General features: G+C 37.9%; 18 protein-coding genes. 2 read left to right on the top strand and 16 right to left on the bottom strand.

Annotated features, from left to right (window positions below):
- Positions 1-59 precede the first annotated feature (59 nt).
- The 4 genes from tsf to EUI_RS0105245 form a co-directional block, all read right to left on the bottom strand.
- On the bottom strand, positions 60-935 hold the full coding sequence (tsf, locus tag EUI_RS0105260; protein ID WP_010016608.1) for a translation elongation factor Ts: 876 nt from the start codon (positions 933-935) through the stop codon (positions 60-62).
- Between the two features lie 124 nt (positions 936-1,059).
- Positions 1,060-1,836, bottom strand: a complete 777-nt coding sequence (gene rpsB / locus EUI_RS0105255) for a 30S ribosomal protein S2 (protein WP_010016607.1) — start codon at positions 1,834-1,836, stop codon at positions 1,060-1,062.
- A 144-nt stretch (positions 1,837-1,980) separates the two neighbouring features.
- Complete coding sequence (locus EUI_RS0105250) at positions 1,981-2,262, bottom strand: GIY-YIG nuclease family protein (RefSeq protein WP_010016606.1); 282 nt, start codon at positions 2,260-2,262, stop codon at positions 1,981-1,983.
- Positions 2,259-3,020, bottom strand: a complete 762-nt coding sequence (locus tag EUI_RS0105245) for a tRNA1(Val) (adenine(37)-N6)-methyltransferase (protein WP_010016605.1) — start codon at positions 3,018-3,020, stop codon at positions 2,259-2,261. The genes EUI_RS0105250 and EUI_RS0105245 overlap by 4 nt, the downstream gene beginning before the upstream one ends.
- Before the next feature lie 58 nt (positions 3,021-3,078).
- Here EUI_RS0105245 and EUI_RS0105240 point away from each other — a divergent pair, with 58 nt between their 5' ends.
- Positions 3,079-3,714 (top strand): lysophospholipid acyltransferase family protein, encoded by a 636-nt coding sequence (locus tag EUI_RS0105240; protein WP_010016604.1) that lies wholly within the window; start codon positions 3,079-3,081, stop codon positions 3,712-3,714.
- An 11-nt stretch (positions 3,715-3,725) separates the two neighbouring features.
- On the opposite strand, the gene EUI_RS0105235 is transcribed toward EUI_RS0105240, so the two are convergent.
- Entirely contained in the window at positions 3,726-3,965 is a 240-nt protein-coding gene (locus EUI_RS0105235; protein WP_010016603.1) for a YneF family protein, read from the bottom strand.
- A 271-nt stretch (positions 3,966-4,236) separates the two neighbouring features.
- Here EUI_RS0105235 and lexA point away from each other — a divergent pair, with 271 nt between their 5' ends.
- Complete coding sequence (lexA, locus tag EUI_RS0105230; RefSeq protein WP_010016601.1) at positions 4,237-4,878, top strand: transcriptional repressor LexA; 642 nt, start codon at positions 4,237-4,239, stop codon at positions 4,876-4,878.
- Positions 4,879-4,923: 45 nt separating this feature from the next.
- On the opposite strand, the gene pyrE is transcribed toward lexA, so the two are convergent.
- The 11 genes from pyrE to EUI_RS0105175 form a co-directional block, all read right to left on the bottom strand.
- On the bottom strand, positions 4,924-5,556 hold the full coding sequence (gene pyrE, locus EUI_RS0105225) for an orotate phosphoribosyltransferase (protein WP_010016599.1): 633 nt from the start codon (positions 5,554-5,556) through the stop codon (positions 4,924-4,926).
- The gene (pyrF, locus tag EUI_RS0105220; RefSeq protein WP_010016598.1) at positions 5,557-6,249 is read right to left on the bottom strand and encodes an orotidine-5'-phosphate decarboxylase; all 693 of its coding nucleotides are present in this window, start codon (positions 6,247-6,249) and stop codon (positions 5,557-5,559) included.
- Positions 6,250-6,287: 38 nt separating this feature from the next.
- Positions 6,288-7,214 carry a dihydroorotate dehydrogenase gene (locus EUI_RS0105215; protein ID WP_010016597.1) on the bottom strand — a complete coding sequence of 309 codons (927 nt, stop codon included), beginning with the start codon at positions 7,212-7,214 and terminating at the stop codon, positions 6,288-6,290.
- Between the two features lie 57 nt (positions 7,215-7,271).
- On the bottom strand, positions 7,272-10,451 hold the full coding sequence (gene carB / locus EUI_RS0105210) for a carbamoyl-phosphate synthase large subunit (protein WP_010016596.1): 3,180 nt from the start codon (positions 10,449-10,451) through the stop codon (positions 7,272-7,274).
- The gene (locus tag EUI_RS0105205; RefSeq protein WP_010016595.1) at positions 10,444-11,532 is read right to left on the bottom strand and encodes a carbamoyl phosphate synthase small subunit; all 1,089 of its coding nucleotides are present in this window, start codon (positions 11,530-11,532) and stop codon (positions 10,444-10,446) included. The genes carB and EUI_RS0105205 overlap by 8 nt, the downstream gene beginning before the upstream one ends.
- Positions 11,533-11,565: 33 nt before the next feature.
- Positions 11,566-12,834, bottom strand: coding sequence for a dihydroorotase (locus tag EUI_RS0105200; RefSeq protein ID WP_010016594.1), 1,269 nt, complete (start codon positions 12,832-12,834; stop codon positions 11,566-11,568).
- Positions 12,821-13,732 (bottom strand): aspartate carbamoyltransferase catalytic subunit, encoded by a 912-nt coding sequence (locus EUI_RS0105195; protein WP_010016593.1) that lies wholly within the window; start codon positions 13,730-13,732, stop codon positions 12,821-12,823. The genes EUI_RS0105200 and EUI_RS0105195 overlap by 14 nt, the downstream gene beginning before the upstream one ends.
- 178 nt (positions 13,733-13,910) lie before the next feature.
- Positions 13,911-14,543, bottom strand: a complete 633-nt coding sequence (gene lepB, locus EUI_RS0105190; RefSeq protein ID WP_010016592.1) for a signal peptidase I — start codon at positions 14,541-14,543, stop codon at positions 13,911-13,913.
- A gap of 52 nt (positions 14,544-14,595) precedes the next feature.
- Positions 14,596-14,949 carry a YlbF family regulator gene (locus EUI_RS0105185; RefSeq protein WP_010016591.1) on the bottom strand — a complete coding sequence of 118 codons (354 nt, stop codon included), beginning with the start codon at positions 14,947-14,949 and terminating at the stop codon, positions 14,596-14,598.
- Positions 14,950-15,014: 65 nt separating this feature from the next.
- A complete protein-coding gene (locus EUI_RS0105180; protein ID WP_010016589.1) occupies positions 15,015-17,075 on the bottom strand; it encodes a PBP1A family penicillin-binding protein in 2,061 nt (686 codons plus the stop codon).
- Between the two features lie 3 nt (positions 17,076-17,078).
- Positions 17,079-17,549, bottom strand: coding sequence for an arginine repressor (locus EUI_RS0105175; RefSeq protein WP_010016587.1), 471 nt, complete (start codon positions 17,547-17,549; stop codon positions 17,079-17,081).
- Positions 17,550-17,553 lie beyond the last annotated feature (4 nt).

Here is a 17,553-nt window from a genome sequence, read left to right as displayed (position 1 = left end):
ACCAAAAATATATCGCAAAAAAAGTACGTTATGATTATATAACGCACTTTTAATATTTATTACCCTAATTGTTTAGCAACTTCTTCAGCTAAATCAGTCACTTTCTTTTCAATGCCATCACCAACTTGGTAACGTACAAATGATTTTACAGAACCATTTTGTGCCGCAATAAATTGTGCAACAGTTTGGTCACCATTCTTAACAAACGCTTGATCCAACAATGAAATTTCAGCCAAGAATTTTTTAATACGTCCTTCGACCATTTTTTCTTTGATATTATCAGGCTTACCAGCTAAGTCTTCAGATGCAAGCTGAACAGCTTTTTCTCGATCAACAACTTCTGTTGGTACTTCATTATCTGAAACATATTGTGGTGCAATAGCTGCAACATGCATCGCGATGTCTTTAGCAGCTGTCTCTGAGGCACCCTCAACAACAACTAGTGAAGAAATTGACCCTGCTAAATGAGAGTATGCACCAAAATTTTCAGATTCTGATTTTTCAACAACAGTGAAACGGCGCAAAGTAATCTTTTCACCAGTAATTTGTGTTGTTCCAACAATCTTATCATTCAAAGTTTGCCCAGCTTCTATCTCCAAAGCCAGTGCAGATTCAACATCTGCAGGCGCAAATTCAACGATTGTATTTGCAACAGTCTTTAACAAGTCATTAAATTCAGCGTTTCCCGCAACGAAATCAGTTTCTGAGTTCAATTCAATAATAGCTGCTTTATTGCCAGCAACAGCAACATAAGTCATACCTTCGGCAGCAACGCGGTCACCTTTTTTAGCAGCCTTAGCCATACCCTTTTCACGAAGCAAGTCAATTGCTTTTTCCAAGTCACCATCAGCTTCAACCAAAGCCTTCTTTGCATCCATCATACCAACAGATGTCTTATCACGTAATTCTTTTACTTGTGCAGCAGTAATTGCCATTATATTGCTCCTCTAAAAATATTTATGTTTTCATTATAACATGCTTTTTACACGTTTCGGACAAATAAAAATGCCAATCCGCATCCCAAACAGGTCCGCAGGAACGGCATTTGTCATTCAAATATTAATTATTGCCTTCTTCAACGATATTAGTGATTTCTTCAATTGATTCTGTGTTTTCATTCCCAGCTACAAAAGCATCTTCAGGGGCTGAATCTTGTCCTTGACGACCTTCAATAATAGCATCAGCCATCTTAGCAGTGATTAAACGAACTGCACGAATAGCATCATCATTGGCAGGAATCTTAACATCAACAACTTCAGGGTTAGCATTTGTGTCAATCATAGCCACAACGGGAATGTTTAACATATTTGCTTCCTTAACAGCTATTTCTTCCTTCTTAGGATCAACAACAAACAATACATCTGGTAAACCAGGCATATCTTTAACACCACCCAAAAACTTATCCAACTTTTCACGTTGCTTGTTTAGCAAAACAACTTCTTTTTTAGGTAATTGTTCGAAAGTGCCATCTTCGGCCATAACTTCCAAATCCTTCAAACGTTGGATACGTGTCTTAATTGTATTCCAGTTAGTCAAAGTACCACCCAACCAGCGATGGTTGATGAAATATTGACCAGCACGTGTTGCTTCTTCAGCAATAGCATCTGATGCCTGTTTCTTTGTACCAACAAACAAGAAGTTAGCATCATCTGTTGATGCATTACGGACAAAGTTATAAGCTTCATCAACAAGTTTAACTGTCTTTTGTAAATCGATGATATGAATACCATTACGTTCTGTAAAGATGTATTCATCCATTTTTGGGTCCCAACGACGTGTTTGGTGCCCAAAGTGTACTCCTGCTTCGAGGAGTTCTTTCATTGAAATAACTGCCATGATATGGTCTCCTAGGTTTTTCCGCCGACAAATTCGACATTCACAATGACATTTCTGCACCTATGTGAACTTGTTTGCCGTGTGTATTTGTTGTTAATTACAACAGCTATTATTATACGAAATAATTAACAGCATTGCAAGCCATTAGACCCAAATTTTTGCATTAACCTGATGCGCTATCAAAAATTTCTCTTTATTTTTTCTTGTTAATTTTTTAAAACTTGCTTCGGCTCGTAGTGCGTCACTTTTTGTATCAAACTGTGCATCATAAATTAATTGTAAGGGATGTCTTGATTTGACACGTGTAAACTTCGCACCTTTACGTACCTGGTGTGTCTTAAATCGACGTTGTACGTCATCGGTAAAGCCAGCATAAAAATAACCATCAGCCGTATATAAGACGTAAAAGTAATAAGGTTTTATCATGTCCACGATTGTCCATATAAAATATTTTGTACCTGCTTTGTATATTCATTTGTTTGCTCATACGCCACAATTGGTGGCATAATGCGAACGCCACCTAAACGTCCAGCTTTTATTGCCTCAATAAGTACCATATTCGCTTCTCGGTCAGCTTTGCCATAGACAAATTGTATACGCTTAATCATTAATTTTCGTGCTGAAAATGCCGAAAAAATATCGGCCAATCGTTCTGGTCGGTGAACCATATAAAATTTGCCATTATTTTTAAGTAACTTATTGGCAACTTGGGCCAACCCTGGCAAATCTATCGTCAGTTCGTGTCGTGCTAATTCATAGTGTTCATCTTGATTTGTTTTTGTTGTATCGTTTAATGGAAAGTATGGTGGGTTCGACAAGACGGTTTCTACTGAGCCTGGTTGAATATCATCAAATATAGCTTTCATATCTGACTGCAAGACGCTAACACGACCCTGTAACCCATTCATTGCAATGCTTCGTTTTGCCATTTCGGCTAGTTCTGGTTGAATTTCCACTAATTTAATCAGTCCAGTAACTTTTGGTGCATAAAATAAACCAACAGCACCTGTACCAGCGCCTAGATCTACAGTCAATCCACGCCCTTTTCCCTTAACATCAGCAAAATGTGCCAATAAAATCGCATCTAGTGAGTATGCAAACATATCTGGATTTTGAATAATATGAATATTTTGTGAAGGTAAGCCATCGATACGCTCACCTGGATTAAGAATTGGTTCAATCATTGTTTTTTTCTCGCTTTATCGTGTAAAATAGTTAAGGTAGTTTATGAGGTGACTAATAATGAAATTTTATGATTTTTTGCGCGGCGTAGCTGTTGGCCTAATGTGGGCAGTAAATGGTCGAATCAAGTATATGAATCGAAATCGTATACCTGCTGACGATAACTACGTTTTGGTCGGACCACATCGTACGTGGTGGGATCCTGTTTGGTATGCGATTGCTGCCTACCCAAAACATTTTATATTTATGGCTAAAATTGAACTTTTTAAATTTCCACCACTTGCATGGCTCATTAAATCTGCCGGCGCATTCCCAGTTGATAGAGAAAATGTTGGCCCGAGTGTTATCAAAATACCAGTTAACGAATTAAAGCACGGCAATCGTTCACTTATCATGTTTCCTTCTGGTTCCAGACACAATGATGAATTAAAATCGGGTTCTTTATTGATCGCAAAGATGTCAGGAAAAGCGATTGTTCCCGCTGTATACCAAGGACCAGTATCCTTTGGACAGCTGTTTAAACGAAACAATACCACCATTAATTTCGGTGAACCTATTATAATAGACCGTAAAGACAGGTTAAATAAAGAAAACATTGCCAAATATACACAGATGATTCAAGACGCTTTTGATCAGCTAGATCACGAGATAGATCCTAACTTCGTTTATGTTGACCCTAAACGTGAAAAAAAATAAGCCTTTAAGGCTTATTTTTTTTGCGCTTGTTCGCTTTGTTGCTTCATCTGAGCCATCATTTGATTTAATTTCTTTTGTGATGGTTTTTGACCCATTGACATCATCATTGACTTCATCATTTCTTCTGAAATTGGTGGATTTTTTGCTAAGTAACTCTTCATTGAGTTACGTGCTAAGAAGAATCCAGCCGCCAATCCAATAATTAAAGTCAAAACTGCAATCAAGATGACGAGTCCGATACTTAAAGTCATAGTCTTCCCCTTAATAAATTTCTAAGGTTAATTATAGCATAAAGTACAAAATAATGACGTCATTATTTCTTAAAATACTAACCTCTGGCTTTCAACAATATTATCCACAGATTTTCTCTGAAATTAGACGCACTTTTAAAGAAATAATAAATGTTTTTGATAGATAACTTATTAAAACCTAAAAAAACGAACAAATGTTTGATTTATCTTTATTTTTTCGTTATAATTAGTACATATTAAATCGAGTAGTATTAAGGAATGAGATCCAAAAATGACAATTCAAATTCAAGAAAGTAAACAGCTACAGGTGCTAAGGTTTATCCATGAAGCACAAATAACAAATGGCTATCCACCTACAGTGCGTGAGGTTGGTGAAGCTGTCGGCTTGTCTTCTTCCTCAACAATTCATGGTCATATCGAACGACTAGTAAAAAAAGGATACCTTTTAAAAGATGCCTCAAAACCTCGTGCTCGTGCCATTGAAGTCACTGATGCTGGTTTAGAAGCATTGGGTGTATCGACTACTCCTGGCCGTATCCCCGTACTAGGACTTGTTACGGCTGGTACACCTATCTTGGCCGTTGAAGAAGAAGCCACTGAATTTTTTCCAATTCCTGATAATTTGATGCAATTTGATGGTGACATGTTTATGCTAAATGTTCGTGGTAACTCTATGGTCAATATTGGTATCTTAGATGGTGATAAGGTCATTGTTCGTAAACAAGATAACGCTGATAATGGCGATGTTGTGGTAGCGATGAATGATGATAACGAAGCAACAGTTAAACGTTTTTTTCGAGAAGCAGACCATTTCCGTTTACAACCTGAAAATGATGCAATGGCACCGATTATTCTTAAAAGCGTTTCTATTTTGGGTAAAGTCATCGGCTTATACCGTGATGCAATCTATTAAAAAAAATCTCTGGAGAACTTTCTCCAGAGATTTTTTAGTCGCCACTTATAATTGCCATTTGTTAGGATTTTGTTGCCAATTTTGTAATGTTGTCAATTGAGACTTGTTTAGATCACCACGTTCAATAGCTGCGGCTACCAGTTGAGAATACGTTGTTAACGATTTGAAAGTCAATTTTGCATTGGTGAAATTAGTCAATCCTTCAGATAATTCATATGAAAAAATTGATACAACACCTAAAACATTAGCGCCTTCTTTACGTATCGCTTCAGCAGCACTTAATACCGATCCTCCCGTTGAAATTAAATCATCAATTAATACAACTTTTTTACCAGCAATAACTGCGCCTTCTGTTTGACGACCTGCACCATGGTCTTTTGGCTTAGACCGTACATAAATCATGGGTTTATTCAGTTTCTCAGAAACCCATGCAGCATGTGGAATACCAGCCGTTGCAACACCACCAATGATTTCAACATCGTCAAATGATTCTTGAATTAATGCGGCTAAACCTTCATAAATATTTTGACGGACTTTTGGGTAGCCAATAGTCATACGATTATCTGTATAAATAGGGCTTTTAATACCCGATGCCCAAGTAAACGGTTTTTCTGGAGAAAATTTTACTGCACCAATTGCAAGTAAATCATTTGCTACTTGTTCTGCATAATTTAACATCTAATTGCTCCATTCTAATAGTACACGTTGGTAGGCTGACACAGGATCATTGGATTTAGTAATTGAACGACCAACAACTAAGCCAGTAGCACCCAATTCACGTGCTTTTGCGGGTGTTGTAATGCGCATTTGATCATCAGTTGAATCGCCAGTCAATCGAATTCCCGGCGTTACACGTAGAAAGGAGGCATTCGTTTTTTGTTGAATGAGGCCTGCTTCCAACGGGGCACTAATTGTCCCATCAATTCCTGATTGGTAAGCTAATTCAGCTAAATGAATGACATTTTCCGTCATGGTTGACGACGTTAATTGTGTTGCCCGCATTTCAGCTTCTGAAAAAGAAGTTAATTGCGTGACCGCTAGTAACTTCATTTCCTCACCTTTATTCGCTACAGCCTGTCGTAACATTTTTGTACCACCAGCAGCATGAACTGTCAGGTATTGAACATTTAATTTTGCAATACTAGCAACCGCATGACCAACTGTTGTTGGAATATCATAAAGTTTCAAATCCAGGAAAATTGTAAAACCTTGACTGCGTAGTTCGCGGACAAATTCTGGTCCTTCTGCAAAAAATAATTCCATGCCGATTTTTATTGCAGGCTTATCAGCCATTTTAAGAAAATCATTGAGGAAAAGTCTTGTTGTTTTTGCATCAGGAAAATCTAATGCTATAAATACCGGTCGTTTCATGATAGAGGATATTCCTTTCTAAATAAATTAATCTATATTTACTTTCTAAAGGTGTTGGTCACAGCTCGAACATCAGTAAACTCATACTTATCTAACGCCGCAGGCAGCGCTTCAATAATCTCTAACATTGCTTCAGGTCTCTGAGTTAGCGCACCACCAACTTGTACAGCACTAGCTCCTGCCATCAGCAATTCCAACACATCAGCAACACCAGTAATGCCACCGACACCAATTATCGGAATGTTAACTGTCTGAGCAGCTTCATAAACAAAACGTACAGCAATAGGATGAATTGATTTACCAGACATACCACCTATACCCCGTGCTAACCGTGCTTGACGTTTTGCCAAGTCAAAACTCATTCCCATAACTGTATTAATCAGAACAATGCCATCCGCACCAGCAACTTCAAGTGCTTTTACAATTGGTTTAATATCTGTCACATTTGGTGATAATTTAGCATAAAGCGGTAAATGAGTGACTTGTCGTAACGCAGCAATAACTTCAGATGCCGTTTGTGCATCAACACCAAAAGCCATACCCCCACGATCAACATTAGGACACGATAAATTGACTTCAATCGCAGTTACAAAACCTGTATGTGTTAACTGATGTGCTAACGCAACATATTCTTGTACAGTTTCGCCAGCAATTGAAACCATCACCGGCATGTCATCACAATATTTTTCATGAATAGCAGGCAACATATCTGATATTACCTTTTCGATACCTGGGTTAGCTAACCCAACTGAGTTCAAAATACCGCTTGGCGTTTCAATAATCCAAGGTTTCGGATTACCAACACGTGGTGTCATGGTAACTGTTTTAGTGACTAGTGCCCCTGTTTTTTCAATTCCAAATCCTTTATCTTCTAAGCCAAAATATACAGAACCAGAAGAGTTCATCACAGGATTTTTCATATTTAATCCCGGTAGGTTAACCGTCAGACGATTATTTATTATCATTTTTTCTCCTAATTTGTCTCACTGGACAATTTTATTAGTCATTTTATCAATTAACCACTATTTCATTTCATTGACTGTAAAACTACGACTCTCCAAAACATCGAGAAAAGCGTTAACTGTGTCCAGTGCTGTAAACAATGGTACAGCATTTTCGATTGCTGCATTACGGATGAGACGACCATCAGATTCTGCCCGGTCATCAGCCTGAGTTGTATTAATAACAACTTGTAACTTTTGTGATTTCAGTGCTTCTACTGAATTATTGCTAGATTCCGAAATTTTATCTAAAATTTCAACAGGCATATCATTGACCTCAAGATATGCACCAGTACCTGATGTTGCAAACAAAGCAAATCCTAAATTATTGAATCGTTTAGCCAAAATTAGCGCTTCTTCTTTATCATCGTCAGCGACTGTAAAGAGAACATTGCCATATTGTGGTACTTTAATGTTTGAAGCCACAAAGGCTTTATAAAGGGCTTTTGGTAAAGTCGTATCAGAGCCCATCACTTCACCAGTAGATTTCATTTCAGGCCCGAGTAATGAATCGACATCTGGTAGCTTGGTAAATGAGAAAATAGGTGCTTTAACATGAACCATGTCATCTGCCGGTACTAATCCAGTTTCAAATCCCATGTCAGCTAGTTTTTCACCCAGCATGACACGTGTTGCCAATTGTGCTAATGGGATATGTGTCACTTTCGAAATAAATGGTACAGTTCTCGACGCTCGTGGATTCACTTCAATGACATAAGCTGTATTTTCATGAATAACGAACTGCACATTCATCAAGCCAATCGTATTCATGGCTTGTGATAAATTGATAGCTGCCTGCGTCATTTCATCTTGAACTTTTTGTGATAAATATTGCGGTGGGTAGACGGACATAGAATCACCAGAATGGACACCTGCACGCTCAATATGCTCCATTATACCGGGAATAACAACTGTTTCACCATCTGATAACACATCAACCTCGGCTTCTTGACCAACTAAATATGAATCAATCAAGACGGGATGATCATTTGACACCTTAACCGCACGTTGCATATAATCGTTTAATTCTTCATCTGAAGTCACAATTTCCATTGCACGTCCACCAAGTACATACGATGGCCGAATCAAAACTGGATAACCTATTTCTTGTGCCGCTGCCAAAGCACCAGGAACTGTTGTAGCTGTTTTCCCTATGGGTTGTGGTAGTTTTAATTGTTTTATGACCTGATCAAAGGCTTCACGATCTTCAGCACGGTTCAAATCTTCAACTGCTGTGCCTAAAATATTAACACCATTTTCTGTCAATGGTTGTGCTAAATTAATAGCTGTTTGACCCCCAAATTGTACAACAACACCAATCGGATTTTCTAAATCAATCACATTTAAAACATCTTCTAATGTTAACGGCTCAAAATACAATTTGTCAGAAATAGAAAAATCAGTTGAGACAGTTTCAGGATTAGAGTTCATAATAATCGCTTCGTAACCCGCACGTTGAATAGCTTTTACTGCATGAACAGTAGCGTAATCAAACTCCACGCCTTGTCCAATACGTATTGGGCCTGAACCCAGTACAATGACAGATTTTTTAGGCGTTTTGATTGATTCATTTTCACGCTCATATGTTGCATAGTAATATGGTGTTTGCGACTCAAATTCAGCCGCCACAGTATCAACCATTTTATAAACAGGTAAAATACTTGCTTGTGTTCTTAATTGACGAACCTCAGCTGTCGTTTTATGCCAGATATTTGCGATAGTTGCGTCAGCAAAACCATTTTTTTTGGCATAGGCGAGTTGATCAAGATCACCAATATTATGTGCTAGATCACGTTCAATTTCAATAATATGAAGCACTTTGTCCAAAAAGAATTCATCAATTAAAGTTTTGTCGTGAATAGCCTCAATTGTTACGCCACGGCGTAATAAGTCAGCAATCATAAATAAACGATCATCACGGGCAGGCATTAATGACTGCAATAGGTCTTCGTCTGATAATTCATCAAATGTGATATCATCTAGCCCTATTGCGTCAATTTCTAATGAACGTACAGCCTTCAATAATGCCTCTTCCATGTTACGGCCAATTGCCATAACTTCCCCTGTTGCCTTCATTTGCGTCCCTAAACTACGATCAGCCGATGCAAATTTATCAAATGGCCAGCGCGGAATTTTAAATACCACATAGTCCAATGCCGGTTCAAATTCTGCCTTAGTTGTACCAGTAACGGGATTAATAATTTCATCTAAATTCAAACCAACAGCAATTTTGGCTGCCATTTTAGCAATAGGATATCCTGTGGCTTTGGATGCTAGTGCAGATGAACGCGATACACGTGGATTGACTTCAATAATGTAATACTTGTATGAATCTGGATCGAGTGCCATTTGAATATTGACACCACCTTCAATTTTTAAAGCACGAATAATTTTCAACGCAGCATCACGCATCATTTGAACTTCACGGTCTGACAGTGTTTGTACCGGTGCTGTGACAATTGAATCACCCGTATGTATACCAACTGGATCAAAGTTTTCCATTGATGCGACAACTAACGCATTATCATGTGCATCACGCATGACTTCAAATTCAATTTCTTTATAGCCAGCAATTGATCGTTCAATCAAGACTTGCGTGACTGGTGATAATTCTAAACCATTTGCCGCAATTTCAGTTAATTCTGCATGCGTTTCAGCGATACCACCACCTGTGCCACCCAATGTGTACGCTGGGCGTACAATAACCGGATAACTGTGTGTATCAGCGAATTCTAATGCTTCATCTAGTGTCGTGGCAATCGTTGATTCAGGAATAGGTTCATTCAAGCGTTCCATGAGTGCTTTGAATTCTTCGCGATCTTCAGCTTCTTCAATTGCTGATAGTTTTGTACCTAACAACTCAATATTTAAATCATTTAATATGCCAGCTTCAGACAAATCTTTAGCCATATTTAAACCAGTCTGACCACCTAATGTTGGTAAAATGGCATCGGGCCGCTCTTTACGCAAAATACGCTCAATAAAATCAATTGATAAGGGTTCAATATAAACTTTATCTGCAATTTCTGCGTCCGTCATAATTGTTGCAGGATTAGAGTTAACTAAAATGACGTAATAGCCTTCTTCTTTTAAACTTAGTGCAGCTTGCGTGCCAGAATAATCAAATTCTGCTGCTTGACCAATAACAATTGGGCCAGAGCCAATCACCAATATTTTTTTGATGTCAGTGCGTTTAGGCATTTTGTGTTGTCTCCTTCTTTGCGTTTTTAATCATGTTCAAAAAATCATCAAATAGATATTCAGCATCATGTGGACCCGGTGCTGCGTCCGGATGAAATTGAACAGAGAAAGCGTGATGATTTTTTAATCTAACACCCTCAACTGTGTGATCATTAATTTCTTCATGTGTCACAACGAGTTCTGTTTTTGATAAACTATCTCGATTAACTGCATAGCCATGATTTTGAGAAGTAAAGTCTAGCCGTTCTTTTGACAAATTACGAACCGCGTGATTGAAACCACGATGCCCAAATTTTAATTTGTATGTTTCAGCACCATTAGCTATTGCAAACAATTGATGTCCTAAGCAAATACCCATCAGTGGTAACTGTTCTTGCAATGTTTGTATTGTGGGGATAGCGTAAGCAACATCCTGTGGATTGCCTGGACCATTTGATAATAATATGCCATCAGGATTAGCAGCTAAAATAGTCTCCGCGTCAACATCTGCTGGAAACACCATGACATTGACCCCTCTTTTAGCTAAAGAACGTAAAATTGAATTTTTTAATCCAAAATCAATTAAGGCAATTGACACACCATCCGTTGGATTTTGGTATTGCGTCTTTGTTGTCGCATCAGCAACCATCCTTTTTGAAGGAACAAATTTTTTAATCTCTGAGAAAATGTCATCGGTTACTTCATTGACTAAAGCAGCTTTCATAACGCCGTTATCACGCAATTCACGCGTTAATGCACGTGTATCAACGCCAGTAATGCCAGGCATATTCGTTCGTTCTGCCCATTCTTCCAAACTCATCATTTGACGCCAATTGCTTGGCCGGCGTGCAATTTCATGGACAATGATTGCTGAAGCTGCCGGTCGTAAACTTTCAAAATCATCACGATTAATACCATAATTTCCAATTAGAGGATAGGTAAAAACAATCATTTCACCACGATATGACAAATCAGTTATTGATTCTTGATAGCCTGACATGCCAGTATTGAAGACCAATTCTGCCATCACATCCACATCAGATCCGAAGGACTCCCCTTCGTATACTGATCCGTTTTCAAGTACTATATAGCGTTTTTTCATGTCTTATTATCCTCGTTATCGTGTTTTCGTCGCTCAAAATGATTGATAAACTAACTGGCCGTCAACCCAAGTTGCAAGTGTATTACCGTAAACTTGCCAACCCATAAAGGGTGTGTTCTTACCTTTTGATTTAAAATTATCTACTGAAATAGTTTTCTGATGTTCTAAATCAAACAAAGCTAGGTCAGCCGTTTCACCAGGCTTAATCTCAGTTGGTGCCTCAAGTTTAAAAGAAGCTATTGGTGCACTTATCATGCGTTGCAAAAGTGTCTCTAGCGTCATGACGCCTGATCTAACTAAATGTGTGTACAACAATTGAAAACTCGTTTCAATTCCTGTAATCCCAAATGGTGCTTCTCGAAATGGCTTATTTTTTTCTGCCGTACCATGTGGTGCATGGTCTGTTGCAATCATATCAATTGTGCCATCCAATAATCCCGCTAATACGGCTTGTCGATCTGCCTGTGAACGTAAAGGTGGATTCATTTTGAATAGCGCATTATCACCTTTGATATCCATATCAGAGAGCAAAAGATGATGTGGTGAAACTTCAGCTGTAACATTTACGCCTTGCAATTTTGCAATTCGAACTAATGCAACCGACTCTTTCGTCGAGATGTGCGCAACATGATAGTGCACCCCTGTTGCTTTAGCTAACATCAAATCACGCGCCAGTTGTGAGCTTTCCGCTAAACCAGTAATTCCTGGAATTTCTAATTTTTCAGATTGTTTTCCAGCGTTCATAACCCCACCATGTAACAAGGAATCATCCTCTAAGTGTGCTGCTAATGGTTTATCAGCTTTTGCAGCAGCTAACATGGCTTGTAACATGGTATCAGCGGTTTGCACACCTTTACCATCGTTACTAAAGGCAACAGCCCCCGCAGCAGCCATTCCTGAAATATCTGATACTTTAGATGCTGTCAAATCAGCCGAAACAGCCCCATATTGCTTAACATGGACCGTACCATTTATTTCATTTAATTTAATTTGCGCAGCGATACGTTCGGCCGTGTCTGGCACAGGGTTAAGGTTTGGCATCGCAATAACCGTTGTAAAACCGCCGCGTGCAGCAGCTTGAGAACCAGTCGCAATCGTTTCCTTATAATCAAAACCAGGTTCACGAAAATGAACATGCACGTCGACAAGTCCACTTGATAGAAATGCACCTTTAGCATCAATCGTATCAACCTCTAAATGACAATTTTCTGATACTTTAACAATTTTTTTACCATCAATCAGCACGTCTCGTGTAACTAAATGACTATCTTCTAAAATTTTAGCATTCTTAATAAGTTGCATGATTTGTCTCCATTGTATATTCTAATATTGCCATCCTTGCAAACACCCCATTGGTCATTTGTTCGAAAATACGTGACTTTGGCGCCTCAACAAATTCATCGGCAATTTCCACGTCACGATTAACTGGTGCTGGATGCATGATAATTGCCTGCGCTTTGAGTTGTTCATATCGTGATTTATTCAGTCCAAATTTAGCATGATATTGTTTGGTTAAAAAAATTTGATTTTCAGTCTGTGTGATACGTTCATGCTGCACACGCAGAAACATCACAACATCAAGTTTTTCCCACTCTTCATCAATAACCACAAACTTACCAAATTGACTAAAATCTTTTGGTCGCCAATTTTCAGGACCTGAAAATGTCATATTAGCGCCTAATTTTTTCAAAATTTCCGCATTTGAACGTGCCACACGAGAATGCATTAAATCACCAACAATTCGAATATTTAAACCATCAAAATGACCAAATTGTTCGTAAATTGTCACCAAATCTAGCAAACTTTGAGAAGGATGCTGCCCACTGCCATCCCCAGCATTCACAAGCTGCGGTATAGCATGTCCTTCTGCACTCAGGACACTTTCATACCAACTCGTAACACTATGCCTAATAACAGCAACATCAACACCAATAGCTTTTAGTGTTTTCAACGTATCGACTAAACTTTCACCTTTTGACATTGAACTGCTTTGCGGATCAATTCTAATTTGTTGAAAACCTAACTTATTTTCTGCCATCTGAAAACTGCTATGCGTACGTGTAGAATTTTCAAAAAACAAATTACTTACCGTCAAATTAGTCTGATTGGGCTGCACACCTGACTTAAATGCTAAGGCCCGTTGAATTAATTTTAGCACATCAGATTCATTTACTGAATTTATATTCAAAAAATGTCGCATAATACTCCTCTTTATACAAAAAACCGCATAAGCCTTTTGACTTACGCGGTTCTAGAAAATTACGGTCAAAGAATGGACTTTGACCCAAGTATCTAAAAGCCTTGTAAGTCTCTCTGGACTTAATTAAAGGTTTTTATTGTTTCTCATATATTATCATTTTTTTCACAACTAAGCAAATTCAATTTGCAAAAAAAAGTTTATTCTGACTGTTAACATTTTGCTTAGCTGTTTTATTTGAATTCCAGAAAGGTACATAGACTTTTCCTCTAATATGTTGCTTATCAATAAATCCAAAATAACGACCATCATTAGACACTGACCGGTGATCACCCATGACAAAGTATTCACCTGCTGGCACCCTATTATGATTACGATCTTTTTCTTTCCATTGATCAGTAGATGATAATGTTTTCAATGACCACGTGCTGCCAAATGACATTTCAGTACCTTGTGTTTGTTCATTGATGCCAATGTAGTTTTGATTAACTAGTTTGTTATTCACATATAAATTAGAGTTTTTATATGAAACCGTATCTCCTGGTAAACCAATGATCCGTTTGACATAATCTTTTTCTCCAGATCTAATTCTTGGATCTTCCTGACGTGCATCAAACACCACAACATCACCACGTTTATATTTAGAAACTTTACTTAACAAAACCAATTCACCGTTTTGCAAGTTGGGCGTCATTGATGGCCCATTTACTCTTACAAATTCGAATAAGAAAGTTCGAATCAAGCCAACCACAACAACGGCGACCAAGATTGGTACAATCCACTCTTTTAGAAACTGAACAAATTTATTTTGCATAGTATTTCTCTCTTTTTATATACAAAAACAACCAAATTGATTGTTTTCGCACTTACTTTCGTAGTTGTGCGTAAGCATCAGCAACAGGTTTTGTGATAATATCATTAAGCTCCGTTAATAGCTTATTTAATGCCTGTTCAGCTGTTAAAAGTGCTGTAATGAGTTCATTTTTTTGCACTTCAGCTGCAATAATATCCCATTCTTTTTCTTGTTCTGGATTTGGTTGTTGTTGGACTTGCATCATTTTTTGCACTTCAACTTGCACCTCTTGGAACTTACCAAACAGGCTCTTAGCTTCTTCATTATTTTGAATTTCATCAAAAGATTTTTGCCATGCTGTATATTCTTGTGTTTGCTTCAATACATTTGCCATTTCATTGGCATTATCATAAATATTAACTGTCATTTTTCTTTTCCTTTTTGCTTTCAATAAACTGTATACACTGTCATTACTAAATCAATCGATAATTCTTAATTGCCAAATAATCCCTTAATAGTTTGCCAAGTTTTATTGGCACCTTCTACAGCATTATCAATTCCCTTTGAGAAATCAGAACCAATATCTGACCACTTAAATGCCTTACTAGTACTGTCGGTGCCACTGTTTGGATTTGTTACAGTAAAGTTTGTTCCTGGTGTATTTGGCAAAATTTCCTCTAATGAAGTTTTTACCAAAGGCCCCATAGTTGCTGTTAATCCGAGGGGCAAGCTATTATTTTTGCTCTTATCATCTAACCCCATCCAAGTAGCTTCGACAACATCCTTTGTATACGCCATTGCCCAAGAATCTTTCGATGATTGACTATTTTCCGTATCATTGGGATTTTCGGTTGTGCCTGTTTTACCAGCAATAGTAAAACCAGCCGGTGCTGCCCCTAAACCGGTCCCATTAGTATAAGTGCCGAGCATCATACGTGTCATATTATCTGCAACTCGCGAACTAATAACACGCTTTTGCTTAGCTTTAGGGTGATTCACAATTACTTTTCCAGTCGCATCAACAATTTTTGTAATAAAGTGTGCGTCACTCATGACACCATCATTGGCAAAAGCGGTGTATGCTTGTGCCATTTGCATAGGAGAAACACCAACTGTTAACCCACCTAGAGACAACGCAAGATTTTTATCTTTATCTGATAATGGTAAACCGAATTTGCGTGCACTAGCATAACCCGCATTCACACCAATCTTATTTAATAAATAAACCGCCGGCACATTGTAGGAGTGCTCTAAAGCTTCATACATAGGTACGTTATCTGTTTGCACATTCAAAGCATTATGAACTTCCCAACCATTTGTACCAAACGTGCGTGTCATATTCGGTAAGCTTGTGTCGATACTATAACCTTTTTCTAAGGCAGGTGCGTACACAGCAATTGGTTTAATTGATGAACCTGGTGACAATTTTGATTGCGTTGCATAATTAAAGCCTCGGAATGTGTGCTCTTCTTCACGACCACCCACAAGTGCACGAACGCCACCTGTTTTCGCATTTAGCACAACACTTGCTGCTTGCGCATCCGTATTGTAATTAAACATGGCACTATTATTAAAATTTTGTTGTAAATTTGTTTGATCTTGTTGATTTAGTGTTGTATAAATTTTATAGCCACGATTCATGACATCACTTTCAGTTAAGCCATATGTTTTAATAGCTTCACTGATAACTGAATCAAAAAACCATGGATATTGATATTTGTTTGAACTATCATACGTATCATTCAAAGTCATGGGTACAGCTTGTGATTGCTTTAATTGTGATGCTGACAAACGTTTTGTTGCTACCATTGTACTTAAAACGACATTTCGACGTTTAATTGCAGCTTGTGGATGATCAATTGGATTATAGAGTGCTGGGCTTGGTAACATCGCAGTCAAAGTTGCTGCTTGTGAAGTTGTCAACTCGCTAGCATGAACACCAAAATATTTTTGAGATGCATCTTCAACACCCCAAACACCATTACCAAACCAAGCGTTATTAAGATACATAGTTAATATTTGATTTTTTGTATAATCTTGTTCAACTTGCATCGATAAGAAAATTTCTTTAGCCTTACGAGTTATTGTCTGCTCTTGCGTCAAATAAGCATTTTTAACAAGTTGTTGTGTCAAAGTAGAACCGCCACCAGCGATAGTAGATGAACCTAACAATTTATTCTTGAGATTAAGTACCGCTGAACGAGCAATTCCTTTCACAGAAAAGCCATACTCATGATAAAAATTCCGATCCTCACTTGATATAACCGCATCACGCATATTTTGAGATATACGACTATACTTGACATAAGTTCCCTTTTGCGAATACAGTTCCCCAGCTTTTGTGCCTGAATCATCATAGACCGTTGTTGTTTGTGCTAACGTTGCATGTAAATTTTTAACATGCGCTGTTTTCGCTAAAGTAACCAAGTACACACTCATAATCAAAAAAAATGATAAAAAAACTATGATAAGAAAACGTCCAAACTGCCAACGTTTAGCGAATGGGGAAAGTTTTTCGTTTATTTTTTTAATAATATGCTTCAACCAATTCATAGATTATCCTATCAATGCCGACCAACGTTTAGTTAACGCTTCTGCACTTACTTCATCTGGACTTGTCACATAAATTGTGTCAAATCCAGCTAATGTTGCAATGACTTGCGGCAAGTTTGCATCGTCAATGATGCCAGCAACGGCATTACCACTTGAATCTGTTGTCCTTATAATTGTCATAAACTGAACACGCTTGACAAATACAGCATATTCAATGATAGCAGCATCTATCGCATTTTCTGTTACGATTAGGTCAGGTGTCTCACCCTGATCTTGCAATTGTTGATAACGTAAATCATTATTAATATCCTTAATTCTTACGATACCTAATGCGCGAATATCCCTTGAAACCGTTGTTTGTGTTGTTTCAACACGATGCTTTAAAAGTTCACTCAGTAATTCTTCTTGACTAGTGATTGGCTGATTCTGAATGATATCAAGAATGAGTTCTTGACGTTGTTGTTTTGAAATCATATAA

Origin of the sequence: Leuconostoc gelidum subsp. gelidum KCTC 3527, from assembly GCF_000166715.1 — a bacterium.
Classification (GTDB): domain Bacteria; phylum Bacillota; class Bacilli; order Lactobacillales; family Lactobacillaceae; genus Leuconostoc; species Leuconostoc gelidum.
This window is presented reverse-complemented; position numbering and strand designations above follow the sequence as displayed.

What these genes read in the sequence shown, in the direction of transcription:
- tsf (WP_010016608.1), bottom strand. Translation starts at nt 935, where the DNA reads ATGGCAATTACTGCTGCACAAGTAAAAGAATTACGTGATAAGACATCT.
- rpsB (WP_010016607.1), bottom strand. Translation starts at nt 1,836, where the DNA reads ATGGCAGTTATTTCAATGAAAGAACTCCTCGAAGCAGGAGTACACTTT.
- EUI_RS0105250 (WP_010016606.1), bottom strand. Translation starts at nt 2,262, where the DNA reads ATGATAAAACCTTATTACTTTTACGTCTTATATACGGCTGATGGTTAT.
- EUI_RS0105245 (WP_010016605.1), bottom strand. Translation starts at nt 3,020, where the DNA reads ATGATTGAACCAATTCTTAATCCAGGTGAGCGTATCGATGGCTTACCT.
- EUI_RS0105240 (WP_010016604.1), top strand. Translation starts at nt 3,079, where the DNA reads ATGAAATTTTATGATTTTTTGCGCGGCGTAGCTGTTGGCCTAATGTGG.
- EUI_RS0105235 (WP_010016603.1), bottom strand. Translation starts at nt 3,965, where the DNA reads ATGACTTTAAGTATCGGACTCGTCATCTTGATTGCAGTTTTGACTTTA.
- lexA (WP_010016601.1), top strand. Translation starts at nt 4,237, where the DNA reads ATGACAATTCAAATTCAAGAAAGTAAACAGCTACAGGTGCTAAGGTTT.
- pyrE (WP_010016599.1), bottom strand. Translation starts at nt 5,556, where the DNA reads ATGTTAAATTATGCAGAACAAGTAGCAAATGATTTACTTGCAATTGGT.
- pyrF (WP_010016598.1), bottom strand. Translation starts at nt 6,249, where the DNA reads ATGAAACGACCGGTATTTATAGCATTAGATTTTCCTGATGCAAAAACA.
- EUI_RS0105215 (WP_010016597.1), bottom strand. Translation starts at nt 7,214, where the DNA reads ATGATAATAAATAATCGTCTGACGGTTAACCTACCGGGATTAAATATG.
- carB (WP_010016596.1), bottom strand. Translation starts at nt 10,451, where the DNA reads ATGCCTAAACGCACTGACATCAAAAAAATATTGGTGATTGGCTCTGGC.
- EUI_RS0105205 (WP_010016595.1), bottom strand. Translation starts at nt 11,532, where the DNA reads ATGAAAAAACGCTATATAGTACTTGAAAACGGATCAGTATACGAAGGG.
- EUI_RS0105200 (WP_010016594.1), bottom strand. Translation starts at nt 12,834, where the DNA reads ATGCAACTTATTAAGAATGCTAAAATTTTAGAAGATAGTCATTTAGTT.
- EUI_RS0105195 (WP_010016593.1), bottom strand. Translation starts at nt 13,732, where the DNA reads ATGCGACATTTTTTGAATATAAATTCAGTAAATGAATCTGATGTGCTA.
- lepB (WP_010016592.1), bottom strand. Translation starts at nt 14,543, where the DNA reads ATGCAAAATAAATTTGTTCAGTTTCTAAAAGAGTGGATTGTACCAATC.
- EUI_RS0105185 (WP_010016591.1), bottom strand. Translation starts at nt 14,949, where the DNA reads ATGACAGTTAATATTTATGATAATGCCAATGAAATGGCAAATGTATTG.
- EUI_RS0105180 (WP_010016589.1), bottom strand. Translation starts at nt 17,075, where the DNA reads ATGAATTGGTTGAAGCATATTATTAAAAAAATAAACGAAAAACTTTCC.
- EUI_RS0105175 (WP_010016587.1), bottom strand. Translation starts at nt 17,549, where the DNA reads ATGATTTCAAAACAACAACGTCAAGAACTCATTCTTGATATCATTCAG.